Annotated in this window: 23 protein-coding genes; 6 read left to right on the forward strand and 17 right to left on the reverse strand. The window is 77.0% G+C overall.

What is annotated here, in order from left to right:
- Positions 1-98 precede the first annotated feature (98 nt).
- Positions 99-926 carry a trans-aconitate 2-methyltransferase gene (locus tag O2W17_RS07110; RefSeq protein WP_269191701.1) on the forward strand — a complete coding sequence of 276 codons (828 nt, stop codon included), beginning with the start codon at positions 99-101 and terminating at the stop codon, positions 924-926.
- Between the two features lie 13 nt (positions 927-939).
- Here the strand turns inward: O2W17_RS07110 and O2W17_RS07115 are convergent, their stop codons facing one another.
- From O2W17_RS07115 to O2W17_RS07125, 3 genes are all read right to left on the reverse strand, one after another.
- Positions 940-1698 carry a class I SAM-dependent methyltransferase gene (locus O2W17_RS07115; RefSeq protein WP_269191702.1) on the reverse strand — a complete coding sequence of 253 codons (759 nt, stop codon included), beginning with the start codon at positions 1696-1698 and terminating at the stop codon, positions 940-942.
- A gap of 5 nt (positions 1699-1703) precedes the next feature.
- On the reverse strand, positions 1704-4571 hold the full coding sequence (gene topA, locus O2W17_RS07120) for a type I DNA topoisomerase (protein ID WP_269191703.1): 2868 nt from the start codon (positions 4569-4571) through the stop codon (positions 1704-1706).
- 273 nt (positions 4572-4844) lie between these two features.
- Positions 4845-7109 carry a sodium-translocating pyrophosphatase gene (locus O2W17_RS07125; protein ID WP_269191704.1) on the reverse strand — a complete coding sequence of 755 codons (2265 nt, stop codon included), beginning with the start codon at positions 7107-7109 and terminating at the stop codon, positions 4845-4847.
- Between the two features lie 279 nt (positions 7110-7388).
- Between O2W17_RS07125 and O2W17_RS07130 the strand changes: the two genes are divergently transcribed.
- Complete coding sequence (locus O2W17_RS07130) at positions 7389-9881, forward strand: DEAD/DEAH box helicase (RefSeq protein ID WP_269191705.1); 2493 nt, start codon at positions 7389-7391, stop codon at positions 9879-9881.
- A gap of 11 nt (positions 9882-9892) precedes the next feature.
- Here the strand turns inward: O2W17_RS07130 and O2W17_RS07135 are convergent, their stop codons facing one another.
- The 7 genes from O2W17_RS07135 to ssd all read right to left on the reverse strand — a co-directional run bounded on the left by O2W17_RS07135 (position 9893) and on the right by ssd (position 14748).
- A complete protein-coding gene (locus O2W17_RS07135) occupies positions 9893-10246 on the reverse strand; it encodes an Rv3654c family TadE-like protein (protein WP_269191706.1) in 354 nt (117 codons plus the stop codon).
- Positions 10243-10581 (reverse strand): TadE family type IV pilus minor pilin, encoded by a 339-nt coding sequence (locus O2W17_RS07140; RefSeq protein ID WP_269191707.1) that lies wholly within the window; start codon positions 10579-10581, stop codon positions 10243-10245. The genes O2W17_RS07135 and O2W17_RS07140 overlap by 4 nt, the downstream gene beginning before the upstream one ends.
- Before the next feature lie 45 nt (positions 10582-10626).
- On the reverse strand, positions 10627-10884 hold the full coding sequence (locus O2W17_RS07145) for a DUF4244 domain-containing protein (RefSeq protein WP_269191708.1): 258 nt from the start codon (positions 10882-10884) through the stop codon (positions 10627-10629).
- A 117-nt stretch (positions 10885-11001) separates the two neighbouring features.
- Positions 11002-11754, reverse strand: coding sequence for a type II secretion system F family protein (locus tag O2W17_RS07150; protein ID WP_269191709.1), 753 nt, complete (start codon positions 11752-11754; stop codon positions 11002-11004).
- Positions 11751-12530, reverse strand: a complete 780-nt coding sequence (locus O2W17_RS07155) for a type II secretion system F family protein (RefSeq protein WP_269191710.1) — start codon at positions 12528-12530, stop codon at positions 11751-11753. The genes O2W17_RS07150 and O2W17_RS07155 overlap by 4 nt, the downstream gene beginning before the upstream one ends.
- Positions 12527-13666 (reverse strand): TadA family conjugal transfer-associated ATPase, encoded by a 1140-nt coding sequence (locus O2W17_RS07160; RefSeq protein WP_269191711.1) that lies wholly within the window; start codon positions 13664-13666, stop codon positions 12527-12529. Before O2W17_RS07160 ends, O2W17_RS07155 begins: the two co-directional genes overlap by 4 nt.
- Complete coding sequence (ssd, locus tag O2W17_RS07165) at positions 13663-14748, reverse strand: septum site-determining protein Ssd (RefSeq protein WP_269191712.1); 1086 nt, start codon at positions 14746-14748, stop codon at positions 13663-13665. The genes O2W17_RS07160 and ssd overlap by 4 nt, the downstream gene beginning before the upstream one ends.
- A 125-nt stretch (positions 14749-14873) precedes the next feature.
- Between ssd and O2W17_RS07170 the strand changes: the two genes are divergently transcribed.
- The gene (locus O2W17_RS07170) at positions 14874-15722 is read left to right on the forward strand and encodes an HAD family hydrolase (protein ID WP_269191713.1); all 849 of its coding nucleotides are present in this window, start codon (positions 14874-14876) and stop codon (positions 15720-15722) included.
- Between the two features lie 7 nt (positions 15723-15729).
- On the opposite strand, the gene O2W17_RS07175 is transcribed toward O2W17_RS07170, so the two are convergent.
- Positions 15730-16698 carry an aldo/keto reductase gene (locus tag O2W17_RS07175; RefSeq protein ID WP_269191714.1) on the reverse strand — a complete coding sequence of 323 codons (969 nt, stop codon included), beginning with the start codon at positions 16696-16698 and terminating at the stop codon, positions 15730-15732.
- A gap of 39 nt (positions 16699-16737) precedes the next feature.
- A complete protein-coding gene (locus O2W17_RS07180; RefSeq protein WP_269191715.1) occupies positions 16738-17526 on the reverse strand; it encodes an oxidoreductase in 789 nt (262 codons plus the stop codon).
- Between the two features lie 65 nt (positions 17527-17591).
- Here O2W17_RS07180 and O2W17_RS07185 point away from each other — a divergent pair, with 65 nt between their 5' ends.
- Positions 17592-18143 carry a histidine phosphatase family protein gene (locus tag O2W17_RS07185; RefSeq protein ID WP_269191716.1) on the forward strand — a complete coding sequence of 184 codons (552 nt, stop codon included), beginning with the start codon at positions 17592-17594 and terminating at the stop codon, positions 18141-18143.
- Between the two features lie 341 nt (positions 18144-18484).
- On the opposite strand, the gene O2W17_RS07190 is transcribed toward O2W17_RS07185, so the two are convergent.
- The 5 genes from O2W17_RS07190 to def form a co-directional block, all read right to left on the reverse strand.
- Positions 18485-19000, reverse strand: coding sequence for an FKBP-type peptidyl-prolyl cis-trans isomerase (locus O2W17_RS07190; protein WP_269191717.1), 516 nt, complete (start codon positions 18998-19000; stop codon positions 18485-18487).
- A 133-nt stretch (positions 19001-19133) separates the two neighbouring features.
- The gene (locus O2W17_RS07195; protein ID WP_269191718.1) at positions 19134-19463 is read right to left on the reverse strand and encodes a tetratricopeptide repeat protein; all 330 of its coding nucleotides are present in this window, start codon (positions 19461-19463) and stop codon (positions 19134-19136) included.
- Between the two features lie 38 nt (positions 19464-19501).
- A complete protein-coding gene (locus O2W17_RS07200) occupies positions 19502-20680 on the reverse strand; it encodes a glucose-1-phosphate adenylyltransferase family protein (protein WP_269191719.1) in 1179 nt (392 codons plus the stop codon).
- A 42-nt stretch (positions 20681-20722) separates the two neighbouring features.
- Positions 20723-21217, reverse strand: a complete 495-nt coding sequence (locus O2W17_RS07205; RefSeq protein ID WP_269191720.1) for an FBP domain-containing protein — start codon at positions 21215-21217, stop codon at positions 20723-20725.
- An 87-nt stretch (positions 21218-21304) separates the two neighbouring features.
- On the reverse strand, positions 21305-21862 hold the full coding sequence (gene def / locus O2W17_RS07210) for a peptide deformylase (RefSeq protein WP_269191721.1): 558 nt from the start codon (positions 21860-21862) through the stop codon (positions 21305-21307).
- 69 nt (positions 21863-21931) lie between these two features.
- On the opposite strand from def, the gene O2W17_RS07215 reads away from it, so the two are divergent.
- Entirely contained in the window at positions 21932-22999 is a 1068-nt protein-coding gene (locus tag O2W17_RS07215; protein WP_269191722.1) for a cobalamin biosynthesis protein, read from the forward strand.
- A gap of 110 nt (positions 23000-23109) precedes the next feature.
- Positions 23110-24558, forward strand: coding sequence for a MocR-like transcription factor YczR (yczR, locus tag O2W17_RS07220; protein WP_269191723.1), 1449 nt, complete (start codon positions 23110-23112; stop codon positions 24556-24558).
- The last annotated feature ends 26 nt before the right edge of the window (positions 24559-24584 follow it).

The raw sequence follows: 24584 nt of genomic DNA on the forward strand, positions 1-24584 counted from the left end.
CCGGGCTGTCGAGACGATTTCGCCGACTCACCGCCCGGAAGGGATGCGGTCAGCCGCCGACCCCCGGCAGCGTCCCGGCCTCGCTAGGGTCGGGGACGATGACCACGACCGGGGATCCGACGCCCCCGGTCGGCGACTCTTCACCCGCCCGTTGGCAGCCGGACACCTACCTGCGCTTCGCCGGGGAACGCGCCCGGCCGTTCGCCGACCTGCTCGCCCGGGTGGGCGCGGAGTCGCCGGCCCGCGTCGTCGACCTCGGCTGCGGAGAGGGCGCCCTCACCGCCTCCCTGGCCCGTCGCTGGCCGGCTGCCCGCGTCACCGGCGTCGACTCCTCCCCCGAGATGCTCGCCGCCGCGGCCGCCCGGGCGCTGCCGGGCCGGGTCGACTTCGCGCTCGGCGACGTGCGCGACTGGGCACCGGCCGGGCCGGTCGACGTCGTCGTCAGCAACGCCGTCCTGCACTGGGTGGACGGGCACCCCGGCCTGATGGCCCGGTGGGCCGGGCAGCTGGCACCCGGCGGCTGGCTCGCCGTCCAGGTGCCGGGCAACTTCCGGGCCCCCACCCACGCCCTGCTGGCCGAGCTCTGCCGGTCCCCGGAATGGGCCGGTCGGCTGGCCGAGGTCGCCCCCCGGGCGGACACCGTGCTCGACCCGGCCGGCTACGCGGAGGTGCTCGGGACGGCCGGGCTGTCGGCCGACGTCTGGGAGACGACCTACCTGCACGCGCTGTCCGGGTCCGACCCGGTGCTGACGTGGGTGCGGTCGACCGTGCTGCGGCCGGTGCTGGCCCGCCTCGACGACGACGCCGCCGGCCGGTTCACCGACGCGTACGCCGCCGCGCTGCGGGCCGCGTACCCGCCCCGCCCCGACGGCACGACCCTGCTGCCCTTCCGGCGGGTCTTCGCCGTCGGCTCCCGTCCCGCCTGACCGCCGGAGCCGTTCAGCGAGGGGTGAGCCGGTAGGCGTGGGTGCGGTGGGGCAGGTCGAGCACCGGGCGCCCGCGGGTACCGGGGTGGTCGGCCAGCAGCTGCCGGATCCCCGCCAGGAACGCCTCGCGCCGGGCGTCGTCCATGACCGCCACGTAGCTGCGGGTCGCGATGCCGCCGACGACGTCCTCGGGCGGGACCCGCTGCACGACCTGCGACTCGAGGACCGCCACGTCGGCCCCGAGCTCCTCGGCGAGCCGGTCGACGACGCGCTGGTCGGCCTCGTGGCCGCGCGACTCGTCGGCGAGCAGCTCCTCCAGCGCGGCGACCCAGGGCACCCGGTCGTCGCGGGTGTTCCAGATCAGGCCGAGGACCCCACCGGGACGGAGCACGCGGCGGATCTCCCGGGCGGCCGGCGCCGGGTCGAACCAGTGCGCGGCCTGCCCGGCGACCACGGCGTCCACCGAGCCGTCGCCGGCCGGCAGCGACTCCGCCGACCCCACGGCCGTGCCGACACCGGGCAGCCGCGCGCCGAGCTGGGCGAGCATCTCCGGCGACGGGTCGACCGCCCGCGCCCGGTGCCCCAGGTCGAGCACGACCGCCGTCAGCAGCCCGGTCCCCGCGCCGACGTCGAGCACGTCCAGGGGCCGGTCCCGGCCGACGAGGAAGGCGACGGCGTCGGCCGGGTAGGTCGGCCGCAGCGCGGCATAACCGGCCGCGACCCCGCCGAACGAGCGCGCCCGGGCCCGCAGCGCGTCGTCCGGACCGGGCACGCCGATCAGCCCGCGGTGACCGGTGCGGCCGTGTCCGCCGTCTTCGTGGTGGTCGTCTTCTTCGCCGCCGCCTTCTTCGCGGTGGCCTTCTTGGCCGGCGCCTTCTTGGCGGTGGTCTTCTTCGCGGCCTTCTTCTTGGTCGCCGGCCCGCGCGCCCGGCGGTCGGCCAGCAGCTCGGCCGCCCGCTCGATGGTGATCGACTCGACCTCGTCCCCCTTGCGCAGGCTGGCGTTGGTCTCGCCGTCGGTCACGTAGGGGCCGAAGCGGCCCTCGCGCACGGTGACCTGCCCCTCGGTGACCGGGTCCGGGCCGAGCTCCTTGAGCGGCGCCTTCGCCGCGGCGCGGCCGCGCTGCTTGGGCTGGGCGAAGATCGCCAGCGCCTCGTCGAGGGTCACGGTGAACAGCCGGTCCTCGCTCTCCAGCGACCGGGAGTCGGTGCCCTTCTTCAGGTACGGCCCGTACCGGCCGTTGAGCGCCTGGATCTCCTCGCCGTCGGGCGCGGTACCGACGGCGCGCGGCAGCGTCAGCAGCTTCAGCGCGTCGTCGATGGTGACCGTCTCCGGCGACATGGACGAGAACAGGCTCGCCGTCCGGGGGGTGTCCTTGCTGCCCTCCGGGACGACGGTGGTGACGTAGGGGCCGTACCGGCCGGCCTTGACCACGACCGGGTGCCCGGACTCCGGGTCGGTGCCCAGCTCGCGGTCGCCCGACGGCGCCGCGAGCAGCTCGCGCACCCGCTCCTCGGTCAGCTCGTCGGGGGCGATGTCCTCGGGGATGCTGACCCGCCCGCCGTCCTCCCCGGCCTGCAGGTAGGGGCCGTAGCGGCCGACCCGGGCGACGACCGGACGGCCCTCGGGGTCGGTGGCGCGCAGCGGGATGGAGTTGATGCCGCGGGCGTCGATCTCCTCCAGCCGCTGGCCGATCACGTGTTTGAGGCCACCGGACTGCGCGATGGCGCCGGCGTGGCCGCCCTCACCGCCGAAGTAGAACTCGGTCAGCCAGGTGACCCGCTGCAGGTTCCCGCCGGCGATCTCGTCGAGCTCCTCCTCCAGCGAGGCGGTGAAGTCGTAGTCGACGAGCTGGGTGAAGTACTGCTCCAGGAGGTTGACCACCGCGAAGGCCACGAAGGAGGGCACCATCGCGTTGCCCTTCTTCCAGACGTACCCGCGGTCCTGGATCGTCTGCATGATCGAGGCGAAGGTCGACGGCCGGCCGATGCCCAGCTCCTCCAGCCGGGCGACGAGGCTCGGCTCGGTGTAGCGGGACGGCGGCTGGGTGGTGTGCCCCTTGGGGTCCAGCGCCTGGGTGTCCAGCTGCTGGCCGCGCTCGAGCCGGGGCAGCCGGCGCTCGGCGTCGTCGCTGCCGTGGTCGTCGTCGCCGGTGGCGGCGGCGCCCTCGTCGCGGGACTCCACGTAGGCGCGCAGGAAGCCGGGGAAGGTGATCGTGCGGCCGCTGGCGGTGAACTCGACCGCCTCGTCGGTGCTGCTGCGGCCGGCCAGCCGGACGCTGACGGTCTGGCCGACGGCGTCGGCCATCTGCGAGGCGACGGTGCGCTGCCAGATCAGCTCGTAGAGCCGGAACTCGTCCCGGGCCAGCCCGGCCGCGAGCTGGCCGGGCGTCCGGAAGCTGTCACCGGCCGGGCGGATGGCCTCGTGCGCCTCCTGCGCGCCCTTGGCCTTGCTCTTGTAGCGCCGCGCCTCGGCGGGCACGTAGGCGTCGCCGTACAGCTCGCGCGCCTGCTGACGGGCGGCGTTGATCGCCTCGTCGGACAGGTTGGTCGAGTCGGTGCGCATGTAGGTGATGTGGCCGTTCTCGTACAGCCGCTGGGCCACCCGCATCGTCTGCGCCGAGGACCAGCCGAGCTTGCGGCCGGCCTCCATCTGCAGCGTGGAGGTGGTGAACGGCGCGTACGGACGACGGCGGTAGGGCTTCTCGTCCACCCGGCTGACGCCCACCTGGCGACCCTCGAGCCGGGCGGCCAGACCGCGGGCGCCGGCCTCGTCGAGGTGCACGACGTCGCCGGTGGTGCGGCCGGTGGAGGCGTCGAAGTCCCGGCCCGTGGCCACCCGGCTGTCGTCGACGCTGACCAGCTTCGCCCGCACCGTGGTCGGCTCGCCCTCGTCGGCGCCGGCGGCGCGGCCCGGGACGGCGAAGGTGCCCTCCAGCGACCAGTAGTCGGCGGCGTGGAAGCCCATCCGCTCCCGCTCGCGCTCCACGACGATGCGGGTGGCGACCGACTGGACGCGGCCGGCCGACAGCTTGGGCAGCACCTTCTTCCAGAGGACTGGGCTGACCTCGTAGCCGTAGAGGCGGTCGAGGATGCGGCGGGTCTCCTGGGCGTCGACCAGGTCGGTGTCGAGCTCGCGGGGGTTGGCGACGGCGCGGGCGATCGCCTCGGGGGTGATCTCGTGGAAGACCATCCGGCGCACCGGCACGCGCGGCTTGAGGGTGTCGACCAGGTGCCAGGCGATGGCCTCGCCCTCGCGGTCCTCGTCTGTCGCGAGGTAGACCTCGCTGGCGTTCTTGACCAGCTGCTTGAGCCGGGTGACCTGCTGCTTGCGGTCGGGGCTGACCACGTAGAGCGGCTCGAAGGAGTTGTCGACGTCGACCCCGAGCCGGGCCCACGCCGCGCCCTTGTGCTCGGCGGGCACGTCGGCGGCGTTGCGCGGGAGGTCGCGGATGTGCCCGACGCTCGCCTCGACCACGTAGCCGCTGCCGAGGTAGCCGGCGATCTTGTTGGCCTTGGTCGGCGACTCCACGATGACCAGCGGCCTGCCGCCGGGCGCGGCCGACCCCCGGCGGGCAGGCGTCTTGGCCGCCCCGTCGGTCGTCGGGTCGCTCTCGGCCGCGGGCTTCGTGGTCTTCGTGGGCACGGGACTCCTGTCGGTGGTGCTGAGGTGGTGCGGGCGCGGCCTGCCGGTCCGCACCAGGTGGCCCTGGTGCACCGGCCCCGGGGTCCGGGACCGGACGGGCGCCACCGCGCAACGCCCCTCGGCGGGCCACGGTAAGCCACCCCGCGGCCGGGCCGCCGGGCGCGACCCTCCGTGGGCGTGCCGCCACCCGCACCAACGAGGATGCTGCGGTCGAGTTCCCGGCCCGGGGAAGGGCCCGTCCCGCCAAGGGGTCAGGCACTCCCGGACGGGCGGTCAGGGGGCGGTGGTGGTGAGCCGGGTGCCGTCGGGCGCCGACGTCGCCTCGCCGACGACGACCGAGCGGCGCTTGGAGACCACCACCGCGGCCACCACGACGACCACCGCGCCGAGCGCGATCGCCACCCGGGCCGGGGTGTTGGCGTCCTCCCCCACCGACAGGGCGACCACCGCGGGCGCGATGAGCAGCGCCACGAGGTTCATCACCTTGATGAGCGGGTTGATCGCCGGCCCGGCGGTGTCCTTGAACGGGTCGCCCACCGTGTCCCCGATGACCGTGGCGGCGTGGGCCTCGCTGCCCTTCCCGCCGTAGCTGCCGTCCTCGACCATCTTCTTGGCGTTGTCCCAGGCGCCGCCGGAGTTGGAGAGGAACACGGCCATGAGCGTGCCGGCCGCGATGGCGCCGACCAGGTAGGCGGCCAGCGGGCCGATGCCGAGGCCGAAGCCGACGGCGACCGGCGCGAGCACCGCCAGCAGGCCCGGCGTGGCCAGCTCGCGCAGCGAGTCCTTGGTGCAGATGTCCACGACGGCGCCGTAGTCGGGGCGCTCGGCGTAGGTCATGATCCCGGGGTGCGTGCGGAACTGCTCGCGCACCTCGAACACCACCCGCCCGGCCGCCCGGGACACCGCGCTGATGGCCAGCCCGGAGAAGAAGAAGACCACCGCGGCGCCCAGGACCGCGCCGACGACGTTGTTCGGGTTCACCAGGCTGAAGGCGTCGCCGAGCGTGGTGCCGGCCTCGTCGAGCGCGACGGCGATCTGGGCGTTGTAGGAGCCGAAGAGCGCCGTGGCCGCGAGGACGGCGGTGGCGATGGCGATCCCCTTGGTGATCGCCTTGGTGGTGTTGCCGATGGCGTCGAGGTCGGTGAGCACGCGGGCGCCGTCGGCGTCGATGTCGCCGGACATCTCGGCGATGCCCTGCGCGTTGTCGCTGACCGGGCCGAAGGTGTCCATGGAGACGATGACGCCGGCCGTGGTGAGCAGGCCGCACCCGGCGAGCGCGACCGCGTAGAGCGCCGCTCCGCCGCCGATGAGGAAGGCGCCGTAGACCGCTCCGCCGATGAGCAGCGCGGCGTAGACCGCCGACTCCAGCCCGAGCGAGATGCCGGAGAGGATGACGGTGGCCGGACCGGTCAGGGAGCTGCGACCGACGTCCTGGACGGGCTTGCGGCTGGTCTCGGTGAAGTAGCCGGTGAGCTGCTGGATGGCCGCGGCCAGGACGACGCCGACGAGCACGGCGACGAAGCCGAGCACCTGCGGGCTCACCGGCAGGTCGGCGGCGCCGCCGGTGTCGGGGAGCAGGGTGAACGAGGCGACGGCGACGAGCAGCAATGAGACCGCGGCGGAGACGAAGAAGCCGCGGTTGATGGGCGCCAGGCCGTTGCGGTCGTTCTTACCCGGGTTGGTCGCCAGGATGCCGACGACCGAGGCGATGACGCCGATCGCGGCGACCACCAGCGGGAAGACCATGCCGATCGAGCCGAAGAAGACCTGGCCCAGGATGAGGGCGGCGACCAGGGTGACGGCGTAGGACTCGAAGAGGTCGGCGGCCATGCCGGCGCAGTCACCGACGTTGTCGCCCACGTTGTCGGCGATCGTGGCGGCGTTGCGCGGATCGTCCTCCGGGATGCCGGCCTCCACCTTGCCGACCAGGTCGGCGCCGACGTCGGCGGCCTTGGTGAAGATGCCGCCGCCCACGCGCATGAACATCGCCAGCAGCGCTCCGCCGAAGCCGAAGCCCTCCAGGACCACCGGTGCGGTCTCGTCGAAGAGCAGCAGGACCAGAGCGGCGCCGAAGAGCCCCAGCCCGATGGTGATCATCCCGCAGACGCCGCCGGTGCGGTACGCGATGCGGAAGGCGGGGCGGTAGCCGCCACCCTGCGCCGCCGCGGCCATCCGGACGTTGCCGCGGGTGGCCAGCGTCATCCCGATGAAGCCCACCAGCGCGGAGAACACGGCCCCGACGAGGAAGAACACCGCCCGGCCCAGCCGGGTGCCCATCCCGCCCTCGGCCACCGGGAGGACCAGCAGCACCGCGAAGACGATGACGGCGAAGACGGCGAGCGTGCGGAACTGCCGGCGCAGGTAGGCCGCCGCCCCCTCCTGCACCGCCCGCGCGATCTCCTGCATCTTCTCGGTGCCCATGTCCGCGGCGAGGACCGCGCGGACCAGGTAGGCGGCGAAGGCGAGGGCGGCCAGGGAGATGGCGAGGATGACGGCGACCAGCGCCGTCTCCCCGCCGGACAGCGAACCGTCGGGCATGGGTCCTCCAAGCATCGGCGGCCGCCCGGGAGGCGCCGTGCTCCCCGGGATCGGCGGAGGTCGGCGTCCTGCGCTCCGACCGGGACCGGCCGGGGCGAGAACGCGGGAAGTGTAAGGGAAATCACACTTGGTCAACCCTTCTCGCTCGCTGCTTCCTCGACGGGCCCCGCCGCGGGTTGCAGCGAGGTGTGACAGTTGAGGGGTGACCGAGCTTGCGAGGTCAGCCATGGAGACAGCACCCGTGGGCACGCGGACGACGAGCGCCAGCGAGGAGGATGCGTGACCACGCTCCACCCGGTCCGGTCGGCTCCCCCCGGCACGGACGACGACCTCGCGCGCGAGGGCCGGGCCGGTGGGGCGGGCGGACCGGTGCCGCCCGGCGGCGAGCTGCTGGCCGACCTCCTCGCCGCGACGGCCGAGGAGGAGCAGCCGGTCACCCACGTGCACCACGTCCCGGTGCGGGAGAGCCGCACCCTCGAGTGGCCGGCGTGGACCGAGCCGGGGCTCCGCGAGCGGCTGCAGGCGCGGGGCGTGCGGGCGCCGTGGCAGCACCAGGTGGCGGCCGCGCAGCTGGCGCGGGAGGGGCGGCACGTCGTCGTCGCGACCGGCACCGCGTCGGGGAAGTCGCTGGCCTACCAGCTTCCGGCGCTGACCCGGCTGGCCGAGGACCCGCGGGCCTGCGTCCTGTACCTGGCGCCGACCAAGGCGCTGGCCCGCGACCAGCTGTCATCGGTGGCCGCGCTGGCCGACCCCTCGGTGCGGCCGGCGGCCTACGACGGCGACACCCCCGCGGAGGAGCGCGACTGGGTCCGGCGGCACTCCCGCTGGATCGTCACCAACCCCGACATGCTGCACCGCGGGATCCTGCCCGCCCACCAGCGCTGGTCGAGCACGCTGCGGCGGGTGGCCTACGTGGTCATCGACGAGTGCCACGCCTACCGCGGGGTCTTCGGCTCGCACGTCGGCCACGTGCTGCGCCGGCTGCGGCGGATCTGCCGGCGCTACGGCGCGGAGCCGGTGTTCGTGCTGGCCTCGGCCACGGTCGCCGACCCCGCGGCCGCCGCCACCCGGCTGGTCGGCGAGGAGGTAGTGGCGGTGACCGACGACGGCTCCCCGCGGCCGGGGGCCACCTTCGCCCTGTGGGAGCCGCCGCTCACCGAGCGCACCGGCGAGCACGGGGCGCCGCTGCGCCGCTCGGCCGCCGCCGACGCCGCCGGGCTGCTCGCCGACCTGGTCGAGCGGGGCGCGCGGACGCTGGCGTTCGTGCGGTCGCGGCGCAGCGCCGAGTCGGTCGCCGAGCAGGCCCGCCGGCTCCTGGCCGACCGCGGCCGCGGCGACCTGGTGCGCCGGGTCGACTCCTACCGCGGCGGGTACCTGCCCGAGGAGCGCCGCGAGCTCGAGCGCGCGCTGTCGGCCGGCGACCTGCTCGGCGTCGCCACCACCAACGCCCTCGAGCTCGGCATCGACATCGCGGGCCTGGACGCCGTGGTGCTCGCCGGGTACCCGGGCACGCTGGCCTCGCTCTGGCAGCAGGCCGGCCGGGCCGGCCGGGCGCAGCGCGAGTCGCTGGTCGTGTTCGTCGCCCGCGACGACCCGCTGGACCACTACCTGGCCCACCACCCGCGGGCGGTGTTCGGCCGGCCGATCGAGGCCACGGTCACCGACCCGGCCAACCCCTACGTGCTCGGGCCGCAGCTGTGCGCCGCCGCCGCCGAGCTCCCGCTGGTGCCCGCGGACCTCGCCGACTTCGGCGGTCCGGTGGCCGAGGCGCAGCTCGACGAGCTGGTGGCGGCCGGGCAGCTCCGGCGCCGGCCCGCCGGCTGGTACTGGGCCGGGCGCGGGCGGCCGGACGTGGACATCCGCGGCAGCGGGGACCAGCCGGTCGCGATCATCGAGGGCGGCACCGGGCGGCTGCTGGGCACCGTCGACGGGGGTGCCGCGCACTCGACCGTGCACGAGGGCGCGCTCTACGTGCACCGGGGTGACACCTTCGTCGTCGACGAGTTCGACGTCGACGACGCCTGCGCCGTCGTGCACCCGGAGAGCCCGGACTGGACCACCGTGGCGCGCGACGTCACCGACCTGGCGATCGTCTCGATCGAGCAGACCCGGCCGCTGGGCACCGTCACCGCGCACACCGGCGTCGTCGACGTGACCAACCAGGTGGTCGCCTACCAGCGGCGGCGGCTGGGCACCGGCGAGGTGCTCGCCGAGTTCCCGCTCGACCTCCCCGCCCGCCAGCTGCGCACCAAGGCGGTGTGGCTGACGCTGGACTCCCGCGCCGTGCAGCGGGCCGAGGTCGACGACACCGCCCTGCCCGGCTCGCTGCACGCGGCCGAGCACGCGGCGATCGGCATCCTGCCGCTGCTGGCCACCTGCGACCGCTGGGACCTCGGCGGCCTGTCCACCGCGCTGCACCCCGACACCGGGACCGCCGCGATCTTCGTCTACGACGGCCACCCGGGCGGGGCGGGTTTCGCCGAGCGCGGCTACGCCGCCCTGCGGCGCTGGCTGCAGGCGACGCGGGCCACGGTGGCCAGCTGCGAGTGCGAGAGCGGCTGCCCGTCGTGCGTGCAGTCGCCCAAGTGCGGCAACGGCAACGACCCGCTGGACAAGGCCGGGGCGGTGCGGGTGCTCGACGTCGTCCTGGACGAGCTGGCCGCCGCCGACGAGCGCGGCGACGCCGGGCCCGACGACGGCGTGCAGGACGCGGCCGACGATCCCGCAGGGACGGTGGCCGAGGCGGCGGCCGAGGACGACCTGGTCTTCTGACCCCGTGCCGTTCACGCCGGCGCCTCCGGCCCCGCGCGGGCGCGGCCGTGCGCCGCGGAGAGCCCGAGCCGGCCCAGCCGCACCGGCACCACCACCGCGACCTCGACGATCCCGCCCGCCTCGACCCGGCAACCGGTCAGCTCGGCACCGTTGGCGGCAGCCACGTCGGCGGCCGCGGTGCACGCCGCCGGGTCGCCGAGGACCGCGCGCCCGGCCGCGGCGAGCGCGGCGAGGTCGGCGGCTCCCCCGGCCCGGTGCCGGGCCACCGCCGCCACCCCGACCAGGACGGCGGCCGAGGCGAGCAGCGCCAGCACCGCCGACAGGGCCAGCACCCAGACCGTCGCCGATCCCCGCTCGCCGCTCATCCGGCCGGCCCCGCACCCGGCTCCCACCGGGCGGCCGCCTCGGCGGTCACGGTCACCCACCACGGCAGCGGCCCCAGCGGGGCGACCTCCGCGCTCACCCGGACCCGGACACCGTCCGCCGCGGCGGTGACGGTGGTGCGTGCGCCGTCCGGTGCCGCCCGGGCCGCCCACCCGGTCACCGTGGCCAGCTCCTCGCCCCGGGACGCCGCCCGCGCGCCCTCCCGGGCCGCGTCGACGCAGCGCAGCTGGGCGCCCACCACGGTCACCGCGGCGAGGGCGCCCACCAGCACCAGCAGGAGCACCGGCAGGACGACGGCGGTCTCCGCGGTGACCATGCCGGCCTCCGCGCGCCGGCCCCGCCGGGAACGACCGCGCACGGCTCAGGAGAGCGTCGCCAGGGCGGCGTCGACGAGATCGGTCAGCCCGGAGACGACCGAGTCGCCGGTGACCACCCGGTAGAGGACGGCCGCGAAGGCGCACGCCGCGACGGTCCCGACGGCGTACTCGGCGGTGCTCATGCCGGCCTCGGCGGCCGCCTGCAGCCGCGCCCAGCGGCGCCGGAGAACCGTCGGACGGCGGCCGGCTCCCGCGGGCGGGGCGAGGTCGGCGGGCGTCGGGGCGGGCAGCGGTGCGGTCATGGGAGTCCTCCTCGGTCGGGGCCCCGGCGGGGCCGTAGGACCGAGCCTCTGAGCTGCGCCGGCCCCCGACGAGGGCCGCGCGGCATCTGTGGAGAGCGGCGGCGGCTGTGGACGGCGTCAGCCGAAGACGTCGCCGGCGATGCCGAGCACGAGCGGGACCACGCCGAGGCAGACGAAGGCCGGCAGGAAGCAGACGCCGAGCGGCGCCAGCACCCACACCCCGGCCCGCTGCACCGCCGCCTCCGCGCCGGCCCGGTCCGCCGCCCGGGTCTCCGCCGCCAGCGCCGACAGCGCGGGCACCGCGGCCGCCCCCGACTCCCCCGCCCGCACCAGTGCCCGGCCCAGCGCGGCGAGCTCCGCGGGAACCTCCGCCCAGGCCTGCCGGGGTGCCGCGCCCATCCGCTGGACGGCGGCGACCGTGCGCAGGCACGGCCCGAGCGGTGCGGGCACCGCACCGCCGACCGCGGCCAGCGCACCGGCGACCGGCAGGCCGGCGGCCAGGCAGGCGGCGAGCAGGTCGCAGGCCGCCGACAGGTCCCGCGCCAGGGCCGCCCGGGTCTCCTCGTCCGGATCGGGGCCGCGCCGGAGCAGGCGCTCGCCGGCCACGGCCACCCCGATAGCGGTGAGCACCCCGGCGATCCCCCCGACCAGCAGGCCGGCGGCGACCCCGGCGCCCCCGGCCAGCGCCCACCGGCGCCGCCGCGCCCGGGCGGCCACCTCCCCGGTGACCGCCTCCCCGGCGCCGGCCGGGTCGGGCGCGGCCTGGCGGGCGAGCCGGCGCAGCCGCGCGCCGGCGACCGCCGACCCGGGCGCCCACAGGGCACACGCCAGCGCGAGCAGGAGCACCGGGAGCCAGCCGCCGGCGGTCATCGCGCGATCCGGCGGAGCAGCCGGCCGGTCCACGCGATCCCGGCGATCTCCAGCAGCACCCCCGCGACCAGCAGCAGCTGTCCCGGGCCGGTCGCGGTGAGCACGTGCCACGGATCGGCGCCGACACCGCTGCCCATGGCCAGCCCCAGCACCGGCAGTCCGGCCAGCAGCCGGGCGCTGGACCGGGGGCCGGCGGTGGCGACCAGCAGCGCCCGCCGCTGCCGGAGCCGGGCCCGCAGGTCGTCCTCGACCGCCGCCACCACCGCGGCCAGCGAGCACCCGGTGCGGCCGCTGAGCGCCACGGCCGCCGACAGCCGGGCGAGCTCCGCGGACAGGCCGTCGGCGCCGTCCGGCGCCACCGGGGCGCCGGGAGCGCGGACCGCCCGGGCGAGCGCGGCACCCGATCGCCGGTCGGGGCACGCGGCCGCCGCCGTGCGCACCGCGTCGTCGATGGTCCGGCCGGCGCGCAGCTCCCCGGAGAGCGCGCCGAGCGCCTCGGCCAGGGCGGCCAGCCGCGCCTCGCCCGCGGCGGCGGCGCGGCGGGACGTCCACGCGCGGGCGGCCAGGGCCGCGCAGCCGCCGGCGAGCACGGCCACCAGCGGGGTGCTCAGGACGGCGGCGAGGGCGCCGGCCCCGATGCCCGCCACCAGGGGCAGCGGCGGGCGGGCGGCACGTGCCGCGCTGCCGGCGACCGCGCGGCGCCGGGCCCGCAGCCCGGCCCGCCCGTCCGGCCAGAGCAGGACGGCGCCGGCCGCGGCCAGCAGCGCCGCGGTCACCGGCCGGCCAGCCGGGCGCGCAGCGCGTCACCGGCCGGGCAGGGCCCGCCGTCGGCCCGCCAGCCGGGCTCCACCACGACCAGCTCCCCGGCCCGGCGCAGCAGCCCGATCTCGTCCACCCGCCGTCCCCCGGCGGTCCGCCGCAGGTGCACCACGACCTCGAGCCCGGCCGCGGCCTGGCTGTGCACCGCCGCGCGTCCCAGGCCCGCCGCGACCCCGAGCGCCTCCAGCCGGGCCGGCACCTCGGTGGGGCGGTTGGCGTGCAGGGTGCCGCAGCCGCCCTCGTGCCCGGTGTTGAGCGCGGCCAGCAGGTCGACCACCTCGGGGCCGCGCACCTCACCCACGACCAGCCGGTCGGGGCGCATGCGCAGCGCCTGCCGCACCAGGTCCCGCAGGCCCACCGCACCCGCCCCCTCCACGTTCGGTGGGCGGGTCAGCAGGCGCACCACGTGCGGGTGCGGCGGGGTCAGCTCGGCGGCGTCCTCGCACAGCACCAGCCGCTCGGCGGGGTCGACCTCGCCCAGCAGGGCGGAGAGCAGGGTGGTCTTGCCCGAGCCGGTGCCGCCGGTGACCAGGAAGGCCGACCGCCGCGCGACCACCGCCCGCACCAGCGCCCCGCTCTCCCCGGGCAGCGCACCGCGGTCCTCCAGGTCGGCCAGCGTCTGCGCGCACCGCCGCAGCACCCGCAGGGACAGGCACGTGCCCCCGCCGGACACCGGCGGCAGCACGGCGTGCAACCGGGTGCCGTCGGCCAGGCCGACGTCCACCCAGGGCGCCGCGTCGTCGAGCCGGCGCCCGCCCGAGGCGGCCAGCCGGACGGCCAGCCGGCGCACGGCGTCCTCGTCGGCGAACCGGACGCCGGCGGCCCGCTCCAGCCCGGCGCCGCGGTCCAGCCACACCTCGCCGGGCCCGTTCACCAGCACGTCGGTGACGCCGGGCAGGCGGAGCAGCGGCTCCAGCGGCCCCGCCCCGGCCAGCTCGTCCACGGCGCCGCGCACCGCGCGCAGGACCTCCCCGTCGCCCATCAGGGCGCCGGCCTCCTGGCGCACCAGCGCGGCCACGCCGGCCCGCGACGGCGCCTGGTCCTCGACGGCCAGCCGCGCCCGCACCCGGTCCAGCAGCGAGGGATCGCTCACCGGCCGCCCGCCCCGTCGAGCGCCGCGAGGACCCGGCGGGCCAGCCCGGCCAGCGGCGACCGGGGTGCGGCCCCGGGGGGTTGGCCCCGCTCCCCCCGGGCCACCGCGCTGCGGTCGTGCGGCAACCCGGCCAGCACGGGGCGGCCGACGACCTCCGCCACGTCGTCGGCGGCCAGCCCGCCGGGCAGGGCGCGCACCACCAGCCGGGCCGACGACCAGGGGGACCCCTCCGTGTCGACCAGCTGCCGGGCGGCCGTGGCCGCGCGCAGGCGGGCGGGCACCACCAGCACCGCCAGGTCGGCGTCGGCGAGCACGTCCTGCGGCCCGCGCCCCACGCCGTCCGGCCCGGGCCGCGGCAGGTCCACGACGACCGGGCGGCCGGTCGCCCGCGCGGCGTCCACCACCGCCGTCAGCGCCTGGTCGGGGATCGGCGTCGCGCAGCCCCGGTCGGCCGAGAGCAGGTGCACCCCGTCGACCTCGGGCAGCGCGGCGAGCAGGGCATCGCCGGCCACTCCCCCGCGCAGCCCGGTGAGCCCCGGCCAGCGCAGCCCCTCGGCGAGCTCGGCGCCCAGCACCAGGTCCAGCCCGCCGCCCCAGGGATCGGCGTCGAGCAGCACCGCACCCCCGGGGGCGCCGACCGCGACCGCCGCCGCCACCGTGCTGGCTCCCGCGCCGCCGCAGGCACCGCCGACGGCGACCAGCGCGCCCCGCTCGGCCGGGGCGCGGACCGCGGCCGCGCAGCGGGTGAGCAGCCACGCCTCGTCGGCCGGCAGCACCGCGACCCGCTCAGCGCCGACCTCCACCGCCGCCGCCCACTCCGCCGGGGGCAGCTCCCCCGCGGCCACGACGACGACGCCGGCGCGGCGGGGCAGGGCGCGGACCGCGCCGCCGGTCAGGACGTCGGCGCCCAGCAGCACCAGCGGCGCCTCGCGGTGCGCCCGCCGCAGCGCCGGGCCGCCGGTGGCCAGCTCCGGCTCGGCCCCGGCGGCCGCGAGCAGCCGGAGCAGCTCGTCGACCAGCTCCTCGTCGGTGCTGACGACCAGGGGGCGGAGAGGCCGGGACACCGGCGGCAGGACGGGCACGGGGCGACTCCACCGGACAGTGGGCACACAGTGCCAGAACGGGAGCGGAACTGTGGATGACCCCATCGGGTGTGGACGGTGTGCGGGCTCCGTTCCAGGGTGCCGATCGACCTACAGTGACTTCCGTGTCCAGCGCCGCGGCGTTCTTCGACCTCGACAAGACCGTCATCGCCAAGTCCAGCACCCTGGCCTTCGGCCGGCCGTTCTTCAACGGCGGGCTGATCAACCGGCGTGCCGTCCTCAAGACGGCCTACGCCCAGTTCGCCTTCTCCGTCGCGGGCGCCGACGCCCAGCAGATGGAGCGGCTGCGCGCCCAGCTCACCGCGATGGTCACCGGGTGGGACGCCGGGACCGTCCACGAGATCGTCCGCGAGACCCTGCACGAGATCGTCGACCCGCTGGTCTACGCCGAGGCGGCCGACCTGATCGAGGAGCACCGCGCCGCCGGCCGGGAGATCGTCATCGTCTCCAGCAGCGGGGCGGAGATGGTCGAGCCGATCGGCGAGATGCTCGGCGTCGACCGCGTCGTCGCCACCCGGATGGTCACCGTCGACGGCCGCTACACCGGCGAGATCGAGTTCTACGCCTACGGCGAGCACAAGGCCGACGCCATCCGCGCCGTGGCCGCCGAGGGCGGCTACGACCTGGCCGACTGCTACGCCTACAGCGACTCGATCACCGACCTGCCCATGCTGGAGGCGGTCGGCCACCCCACCGCGGTCAACCCCGACCGCGGGCTGCGCAAGGCCGCCCTGCAGCGCGGCTGGCCGATGCGGCGCTTCGAGCGCCCGGTCAGCATGCGGTCCCGCTTCTCCGTGCCGCCGGCCCCGGTCGTCACCGGTGCGGCGATGGGCGTCGGCGCCGCCGTCGTCGGGCTGGCCTGGTACGCCCGGCACCGGGCCGTCCGGGCGGGGCTCCTGCCCGCCGAGGGGCCCGCGCCGGTGCCCGGCCGCCGGCGCCGCCGCGGGGCCTGACCGCAGGTCAGCGCCCGAGGCGCTCCCGCACCCCGTCGAGGAGCGTGCGGACGCCGGAGACCGGGCTGAACGCCCGGGCCGCCGCCGTCAGCGCCGTCACCTCGTCGTCGGCCAGCCGCAGCTCGTCGGCCGCCGCGTTGAACTCCAGCTGCTCCACGCTGGACGCGCCGGGGATGACCACCACCCGCGGCTGGGCGACCAACCAGGCCAGCGCCACCTGCGCGGGCGTGGCGTCGTGCGCGTCGGAGACCTCCCGCAGGAGGGCGAGCAGCGGCGCCACCCGCCGGAGGTTCTCCGTGCCGAACAGCGGGTTGACCGCGCGCACCCCGCCCGGCCGGTTCTCCACCGAGTACCGCCCGCCCAGCAGGCCCTGGGCGAGCGGGCTGTAGGCGATGACCAGCCGGTCCTCGCGCTCGGCAAAGGGCACCAGGTCCGCCAGCGGCCCGGCGTGCGCCAGGGAGAACTGCACCTGGTTGGCCAGCACCGGGGCGCCGAGCGCGTCGTCGGCGGCGCGCCAGCGGTCCAGCGAGTAGTTGGAGACGCCGGCCGCGCCGATCAGCCCCTCGTCGAGGAGGGCGCGCATCCCCGGCATCGTCACGGTGTCGGGCACGACCGGGTTGGGCTGGTGCACCTGGTAGAGCGGGATCCGGTCCAGCTGCAGCCGGCGGGCGCTGCCGGCCCAGCGCTGGCGCACCACGCGCGGGAACGGGGCCACCGGGAAGATCTTGCTGGCGACGACGACCCGGTCGCGATCCTCGCCCAGCGCCGCGCCCAGGATCGTCTCGCTGCGGCCGAAGCCGTAGACCTCGGCGGTGTCGAACAGGGTGATGCCGAGCTCGCGGGCCCGGCGCACGATGTCCTGCGCCGCGCGGTCGGCGTAGGCGTCGCCGTAGCCCCACTCGCGGGAGCCGAACTGCCAGGTGCCCAGGCCGATGCGGCTGACGGGGCCGAGGCCGGGGACGTCGAGGGTGCGCATGGCACCCATCCTCCCCGCCCCGGGACCTCCGGCGCCGGGCTACCCCCGGAGCAGGCTCTCGCAGATGGCCAGGCCCTCCAGCGCGCCGTGCTCCGTGGCCCGGCAGCAGTGCACCAGCCACCCGGCGACCCCCTCCGGGGTGCCGGCGGCGTAGCCGGCCAGCGCCTCGTCGTAGGCCGCGCGGCCGAACTCGCTGAACCCCACCTCGGGCACCGACACGGCCTTGACGTCCAGGCCCCGGGTGATGCCGGTCAGCCGGGCGGCACCACGGGCGACGACGCCGTCGGCGGTGCCGAACGGGGCAAGCGCGGCGAGCTCGCCGTGCACCAGGCCGGCGACGACGACGGCGGGCACCGTGGTGGTGGCGGTGACGATCGAGAACAGCCCGGACAGCCGGGCGCCGGCGTGGGGGGCGGGGCGGCCGAGGTCGGCGCGGTCGGCCAGGTCGGCGGCGGCGAGCACGTGCAGGCGGGCGAGCACCTGCCCGGGCGCCTTGGGCCAGGTCTCCACCATGGAGCCGATCGCCGCGGACACCCGCAGCGACCCCTGCACCACCGGGTCCGCGACCGAGCCGGCCCGCAGCTCCGCCAGCGGCACGTCCACGCCGGCCAGGGCGGCCGAGGCACGCGCCCCGCGCAGGGCCGACTCGGTGCTGACCCCGGCCGACTCCCGGCGCAGCACGCGGTGGCCCAGCAGCCGGTCGACGGCCGCGCGGGCGGTGTCCGCGGCCTCCCGCACCCCCGGCAGGTCGAGCAGGGGAGCCAGCGGGTCGGGGGCACCCGGGCGGGCGGCCGGGCGGGCGGCACCGGGGCGGACGGGGATGGTCACGGCCACGACGGTACGAGGCGGGCCGCCACCTGCGCCGACCCCCTGCCCTACGCTGCCTCCTTGCCATGGCCTCCCCCATCACCCTCCTGCTCGTGCGGCACGGGCAGAGCGAGTGGAACGCCGTCGGGCTCATGCAGGGCCAGACCGCGCACGTGCCGCTGACGCCGCTGGGGCACGCGCAGGCGGAGGCGGCCGCCGCGGAGCTGGCCGCGCTTCGGCCCGGGGTCATGCTGTCCAGCGACCTGCTCCGCGCGGTGCAGACCGCCGAGCACTGCGCCCGGAGCACGGGGCTGCCGTTCCGCACGACGCCCGCTCTGCGCGAGCAGGGCTACGGGGTGCTCGAGGGCCGGCCCTCGCGCGAGCTGTGGGACGTCGTCGACTGGTCCGACCCGCACTGGTCGGCCGAAGGCGGGGAGAGCCTGACCGAGCTGCACGCGCGGGTGTCGGCGTTCCTGCGGCACCTGTGCGCCGAGCCGCCGGCCGACGTGGTCGCGCTCGTGACGCACGGGGACACCATCCGGGCCGTCCAGGCCGTGGCGGCCGGGCTCGGGCCCGATGCGCTACCTGTGATCACCCCGCACAACGGCTCGGTGACCCGGCTCGAGATCTGCGAGTAGCGGACGACCCGGCCGCCCCGGGTCGTCCCGGTGCTCAGCGACGCCGCAGGAAGCTCTGCACCATGCGTCCGATGCCGCCGCCGGAGCTCGCGGGGGTGCGCCCGCGACCCGTGCCCCGGCCGACGCCGCCGCGCGAGGTGGCGCGACCCATGCCCCGCCCCGGCCGCGCGGCGCCCCGGCCGCCCCGGGTAGCGCTCTGTGCCGTGCCCATCAACTTGTTGAGGATGCTCATGGACGAGCGGATGCCCACCGGTCCTCCGGCCGACGCAGCGACGGCAGGTCGACCCGGCGTGGCGCGGCGTGTCGTCACGCCGCGCAGACGGACCCGAGCGCTCCGCTGGTCAGCCCGCGACCTCCACCAGGTCGACGACGAAGACCAGCGTGGCGTCGGCCGGGATGGGCCCGCGCGCCTGGTCGCCGTAGCCGAGTTCGCTGGGGATGGCGATCGCGCGGCGCCCGCCGACCTGCATGCCGGTGATGCCCTGCTCGAAACCGGGGATCACCTGGCCGGCGCCGAGGGTGACCGGCAGGGTCTCGTCGTCCGAGCGGCTCCACGAGGAGTCGAACTCCTCGCCGGTCTCGTAGAACGCGCCGACGTACTTCACCGCGACGGTGCTCCCGTCGACGGCCTCGGCGCCGTCCCCGACGACGACGTCCTCGACGACGAGCTCCGTCGGCGGCTCGGCGTCGGTCGCGGGCGCCTCCGGGGCGACCGAGAGGTCGGCGGAGACCTCCTCCGCCACGGCCGTCGACCACTCCCCGCCCGACGACCCCGCCTCGTCCCCGCCGCCGCAGGCGGTCAGGACGACGGAGACGAGCAGGGCGAGCAGCGCGCCGGGGACGGTGCGGCGGGTCATGGGAACTCCTGGACGAGCGCGAGCTCGGATCGGGACCGGGACGGCGCGCGGCGCGGCCCGTGCGGAAGAGGAGGGGCCGACAGCCCCCGCCGGCCCATCGTCCCAGAACCGTCCGGCCGCCCTGGCCCCGCGGTCAGGCGGCGCCGAGGGCGTCGGCCACCCGGTGGTGGACGGTGGCCTCGCCCGCCCGGCTCTGCCGCTCGAGCGTGCGGGCCAGCGCCCGGCGGGCCCAGCCGTTGCTGGGCGCCAGCTCGACCAGCCGGCCGAGCGCCTCCTCGGCCGGACCAAGCTGCGCCGAGCCGTAGTAGGCGCGGGCCAGCAGCTCCAGGGCCGCCTCGTTGCGCGGCTCGGCGTCGACGACCGGCTGCAGGATGCGCGCGGCCTCGGCGGGCTGACCCATGGCGAGGAAGAGGTCCGCCCGGAGGAACTCCGAGTGCAGGTCGAACTCGTGGGTTCGGGTCATGCCCCGCGCAACGCAGCCCGGGCCCGGCCGCTTCCCGCTCACTCCTCCGGTTCGGGGTAGCGGGCGCCCGCGGCCAGCTCGGTGCCGTCGGCCACCCGGGCCCGGCGCCCGACCAGCGTGATGTCGCCGTCCCCACCGACCGACGCACCGCTCCCGACGTCGACCCCGTCGTCGAGCACCGCGCGGGTCACGGTCGCCCCGGCCCGGACCCGGGCGCCGGGCAGCAGCACCGAGTCGACGACGGTGGCGCCCCGCTCGACCACCACGCCCGGGGAGAGGGCTGAGCCGCGCACGTTGCCGGCGATCCGGGTGCCGCCGGACAGCAGGCTGTTCTCGATCCTCCCGTCGTCGAGCACCCGGGCGGCGCTGTGCCGCCCGCCCCGGGTGTGCACGGGCCAGCGCGGGTCGTCGAGGTCCAGCGGTGGCTCCTCGTCGAGGAACTCGCGGTTCGTCCGCCAGTAGGACTCGATGGTGCCGACGTCGCGCCAGTAGCCGTTCAGCGGGTAGGTGCGGGCGAGCCCGTCCTTCGTCTGCGCCGGCAGCAGGTGGTCGCCGAGGTCCTCCAGGCCGTCCTCGCCGACATCGCGGCTCAGCGCCTCCAGCCGGTCCAGCGTGGGCTCCGGGGAGAAGACGAACACCTCGTTGGTCGCCGTCGTCGTCGCCGGGTCGTCGGGCTTGTAGGCGTAGCCGGTCACCCGGCCCCCCTTCCCGACCTCGACGATGCCGTAGCGGGAGGCGTCGTCCGCCTCGACCTCGGTGGTCACCATCGTCACCTCGGCACCGGAGCCCAGGTGGCTGTCGACGACGTCACGGTAGTCGAGCTTGTAGACGGCGTCGGAGCTCACGACCACGAGCGCGTCGGGGGCGAACTGCCGGACGAGCTCGGACTGCCGCCACAAGCCGTCCGCGGTGCCCTCGGTGAAACCGCCCCGCTCGCTGCCCTGGAACGGCGGCAGCATCATGAGGCCGCCGTTCGTGCGGTCCAGGTCCCAGGGGCGGCCGCCGCCCAGGTGCTCGTTCACCGACTGCGGCTGGTACTGCACCGACACCCACACGTCGGCGATCGACGAGTGCTCGCAGTTCGACAGCGGGAAGTCGATCAGCCGGTAGACCCCGGCGAACGGGACGGCGGGCTTGGCCCGCTGCTCGGTGAGCAGTTCCAGCCGGTTGCCCTTGCCACCGGCCAGCACGAGCACGAGGACCCTGGGGAGCGCCATGGGCCCTCGCTACCCCGTCGCCGGGCCACGCACCCGCGGCTGTCAGCGCCGCCGTACGGAGCCGACGAACCCGGCGATCCGCTCGTGCAGCTCCGCGGCCCGCTCGGCGACCACCTCGGCCGGGTCGCGCTCCCGCAGCCACGGCGGGATCTCGGTCCGCACGCGCCGGGAGCACCGCAGGTCGGCGCAGACGTAGGTGCCCACGGTGTTGCCGTTGCGGCCGGCCGCACCGGTGCGCCGGGCGGTGAACAGCGAGACGCCGTCGCCGGACTGCGCGGTCTGGCAGAGCAGGCACATCGCCGCCGTCCGGCTGGACATGCTCGTGTCCGCCGCCCGCACCGCGATCCCGACGGCCTCGCCGTCGACGTCGGCGACGAGGTAGCCCCGCAGGGGCGCCTTCGGGTCGCGCCAGCCGAGCATCTCCTGCTCGGCCCACTCCAGGGAGCCGAACCCCTCGGGCAGCGTCAGGGTCGAGGCCTCGCCCCGGGAACAGTTGACGAACGAGCGCCGGACCTGGGTCTCGGACAGGGGTCTCACCGGGAGTGCCTTCCTGAGGGTGCGTACGGCCGGCGACGATCATCGGTGATCGGTGCCGCCGGGCCCACCCGATTTCCGGGCCGTGCCTCAGGCGGGCAGCTCGCCGCCGGGTCCCGCGGCCTCGGCGAGCAGCCGCTCGCGGTGGTCCTCGGGCAGCAGGTCGACGTACACCGTCCCGTCCAGGTGGTCGACCTCGTGCTGCAGGCAGCGGGCGGCCATCCCGGTCGCCTCGATGGTCACCGGGTCGCCGTGCAGATCGACGCCGTCGACGCGGGCCCGGAAGGTGCGGGGCAGCTCGGCGTAGGGCCCGGGTACCGACAGGCAGCCCTCCTCGGTGACCTCCTCGGCAGGCTCCTCCCCGGCCGGCGGGAGCAGGGTCAGCGACGGGTTGACGACGTAGCCGACGACGTCCTCCCCGTCGGCGTCCGGGCAGTCGATGACGAAGACCCGGGCGTCCACGCCGATCTGGTTGGCCGCCAGCCCCACGCCGTCCGCGGCCTCCATGCTGGCGAACATGTCGAGCACCAGCCGCCGCAGCGCGTCGTCGAAGGTGGTCACCTCGGCGCAGCGCCGGTGCAGGACCGGGTTGCTGCCGTAGGTGACGATCGGCCGGGCGACGCCGTCGTAACGGCCGAACAGGCGCATGGCGACCGATCCTAGGTACGCCGCGTCCCGCTCGGCGGAGGGCCACGGGGCGCTTGCCACCATGACGCCGTGCCCCGCCCCGCCCCCGACCCCGCGACCACGCTCGGCCTGGCCCTGGGCGCGCTCGCCGACCTGGCCCTGGCCGACCCCCGACGGGGACACCCGGTGGCCGGGTTCGGCACCCTCGCCGCCGCCCTGGAGCGCCGGACCTGGCGGGACTCGCGGGCCGCGGGAACGGCGCACTGGGCCGTGCTGGTCGCGGGCACGACCGCCCTCGGCGCGGCGGCCGACCGCGCCACCCGGCGGCGCCCGGTGCTGCGCACGGCGGCGACCGCGGCCGCGACCTGGGCGGTGCTGGGCGGCACGTCGCTCGGCCGGGCGGCCGGGGACATGCACGAGGCCCTGGCCGCCGGCGACGTCGCGGCCGCCCGGGCCGCGCTGCCGAGCCTGGCCGGTCGCGATCCGAGCACCCTGGACGAGCGCGGCCTGGCCCGCGCGACGGTGGAGTCCGTCGCGGAGAACACCTCCGACGCCGCGGTCGCCCCGCTGTTCTGGGGAGCCGTGGCCGGCCTGCCCGGGCTGCTCGGCTACCGGGCCGTCAACACGCTGGACGCGATGGTGGGCCACCGCTCCGCCCGGTACCGGCGCTTCGGCTGGGCGTCGGCCCGCGCCGATGACGTCGCCAACTGGGTGCCCGCCCGGCTGACCGCCGCCCTGACCGTGGTGTGCGCGCCGCTGGTGGGCGGCTCCGCCGCCGGGGCGTGGCGGGTGTGGCACCGGGACGGCGCCGCCCACCCCAGCCCCAACTCCGGGCGGTGCGAGGCCTCGCTCGCCGGTGCGCTCGGGCTCCGGCTGGGCGGCCGCAACGTCTACGGCAGCCGGGTGGAGGACCGGCCGGCGCTGGGCGACGGCCGCCCCCCGGGGACCGGCGACATCCCCCGCGCCGTCGCGCTCTCCCGCGCGGTGTGGACGGCGGCGGCGATCGCCGCGGTCCTCGGCCGGCGCCGGTGGAGCGCCCCGCGCGGCTGCGGGCTCACCGGGAAGCCGGCCGGATCCACCCGCAGGTGGCTGGCCGGCGGGTCGGCCGGGCCGCGGCCGCCCCGCAGCGTGACCAGCAGCGTGGCCCCCGAGAGGTAACCCAGCCCGAGCAGCACCAGAACCATCGCGATCACTCCACCTGCGTCCATGCCGTCAGAGTGGCATCGTTCGCACTGGCATGTTGCAGGCCAATCCGGCATGGTGGCCGCATGCCACTCGGCTCCGACCGGTCCACCGTCGCGCGCGAGCTCGCCACCCTCGTCCGGGCGGGCGGAGAGCTGCCTCCGCCGCGCTACTCGGGCCTGGCCCGGCGGGTGCGGGACCTGCTCACCACCGGCGCCCTGCCCGCGGGTGCCCGCCTGCCGGCCGAGCGCGAGCTCGCCGCCGAGCTCGACGTGAGCCGGGTGACCGTGGCCGCCGCGTACCGGGTGCTCCGCGAGGACGGCTTCGCGCACACCCGGCACGGCTCGGGCACCGTCACCGCCCTCCCGGAGGCGACGTCGGGCTGGTCGCCGCCGAGCACCGAGCCGGGGCTGCTCGACCTCGCGCACGCCGCCCCCGAGGCGGCGCCCGAGCTGCTGCCCGCGTACGAGCAGGCGCTGGCCGCGCTGCCCGCGCAGCTGCCCTCCCACGGCTACGCCCCGAGCGGGCTCCCGCAGCTGCGCGCCGCCGTCGCCGGCTGGTTCGGGTCCCGCGGCCTGCCCACCGACCCCGACCAGGTGGTGATCACCGCCGGCGTCGGTGACGCCGCCGCCCTGGTCCTGGAGACGCTGCTGGAGCCCGGGGACCGGGTGCTCGTCGAGCACCCGACCTACCCCGGCGCCGTGCAGCTGGTCACCGCCGCCGGCGGCCGGTGCGCGCCGGCGGCGGTGGACCCGGCCGATCCCGACGCACTGGTCGGTAGCGCCCAGCTGGTGGCCCGGCAGAGCAGCCCCCGGCTGGCCTACCTGATGCCCGACTGCTCCAACCCCACCGGGATCGTGCTGTCGCCGGCCGGACGGCGGCGGCTGGCCGCGACGCTCTGGCAGCACGGGATCATCACCGTCGTCGACGAGGTCGCCACCGGCCTGCACCTGGACGGCGCGGCACCGCCGCCGTTCGCGGCCGGCGTGCCCGACGGCGCGACCGTGACCGTGGGCGGGCTGTCCAAGGCGGTCTGGGGCGGGCTGCGGATCGGCTGGCTCCGCACCGAGGTGGGTCTGGCCGGCCGGCTCGGTGCCGCGCTGGTCCGGCGGCAGCTGTCGGTGGGCGTGCTCGACCAGCTGGCCGCCACGATCCTGGTCCGGCAGCTCGACGAGGTGCTGGACTCCCGGCGGGCGCAGCTGCGGGAGCGCCGCGACGTCCTCCTGGCCGAGCTCGCCCGCCGGCTCCCCGACTGGTCGGTCGCCGTGCCCGCCGGAGGGCTCTCCGCGTGGTGCCGTCTCCCCGCGGGCGTCGGTTCGGCCGCGGTGACGGCGGCGGCCGCCGAGGCCGGGCTGCTGCTGGCCGAGGGCCGGGCCTTCGGGACCGGGCACGCCTTCGACGACCACCTGCGGCTGCCGTTCACCCTGCCGCCGGCGCAGCTGCGGGCCGCGGTGGGGCTGCTGGCCGAGCTGGACCCACGGCTGCGGGCACGGGCCGGCTCCGCCGTCCCGGCGCAGCCGCTCACCGTCGTCTGAGCGTCGGAGCCCCACCACGCCGGGTC

This window comes from Blastococcus sp. VKM Ac-2987 (assembly GCF_026967805.1).
Taxonomy (GTDB): Bacteria; Actinomycetota; Actinomycetes; order Mycobacteriales; family Geodermatophilaceae; genus Blastococcus.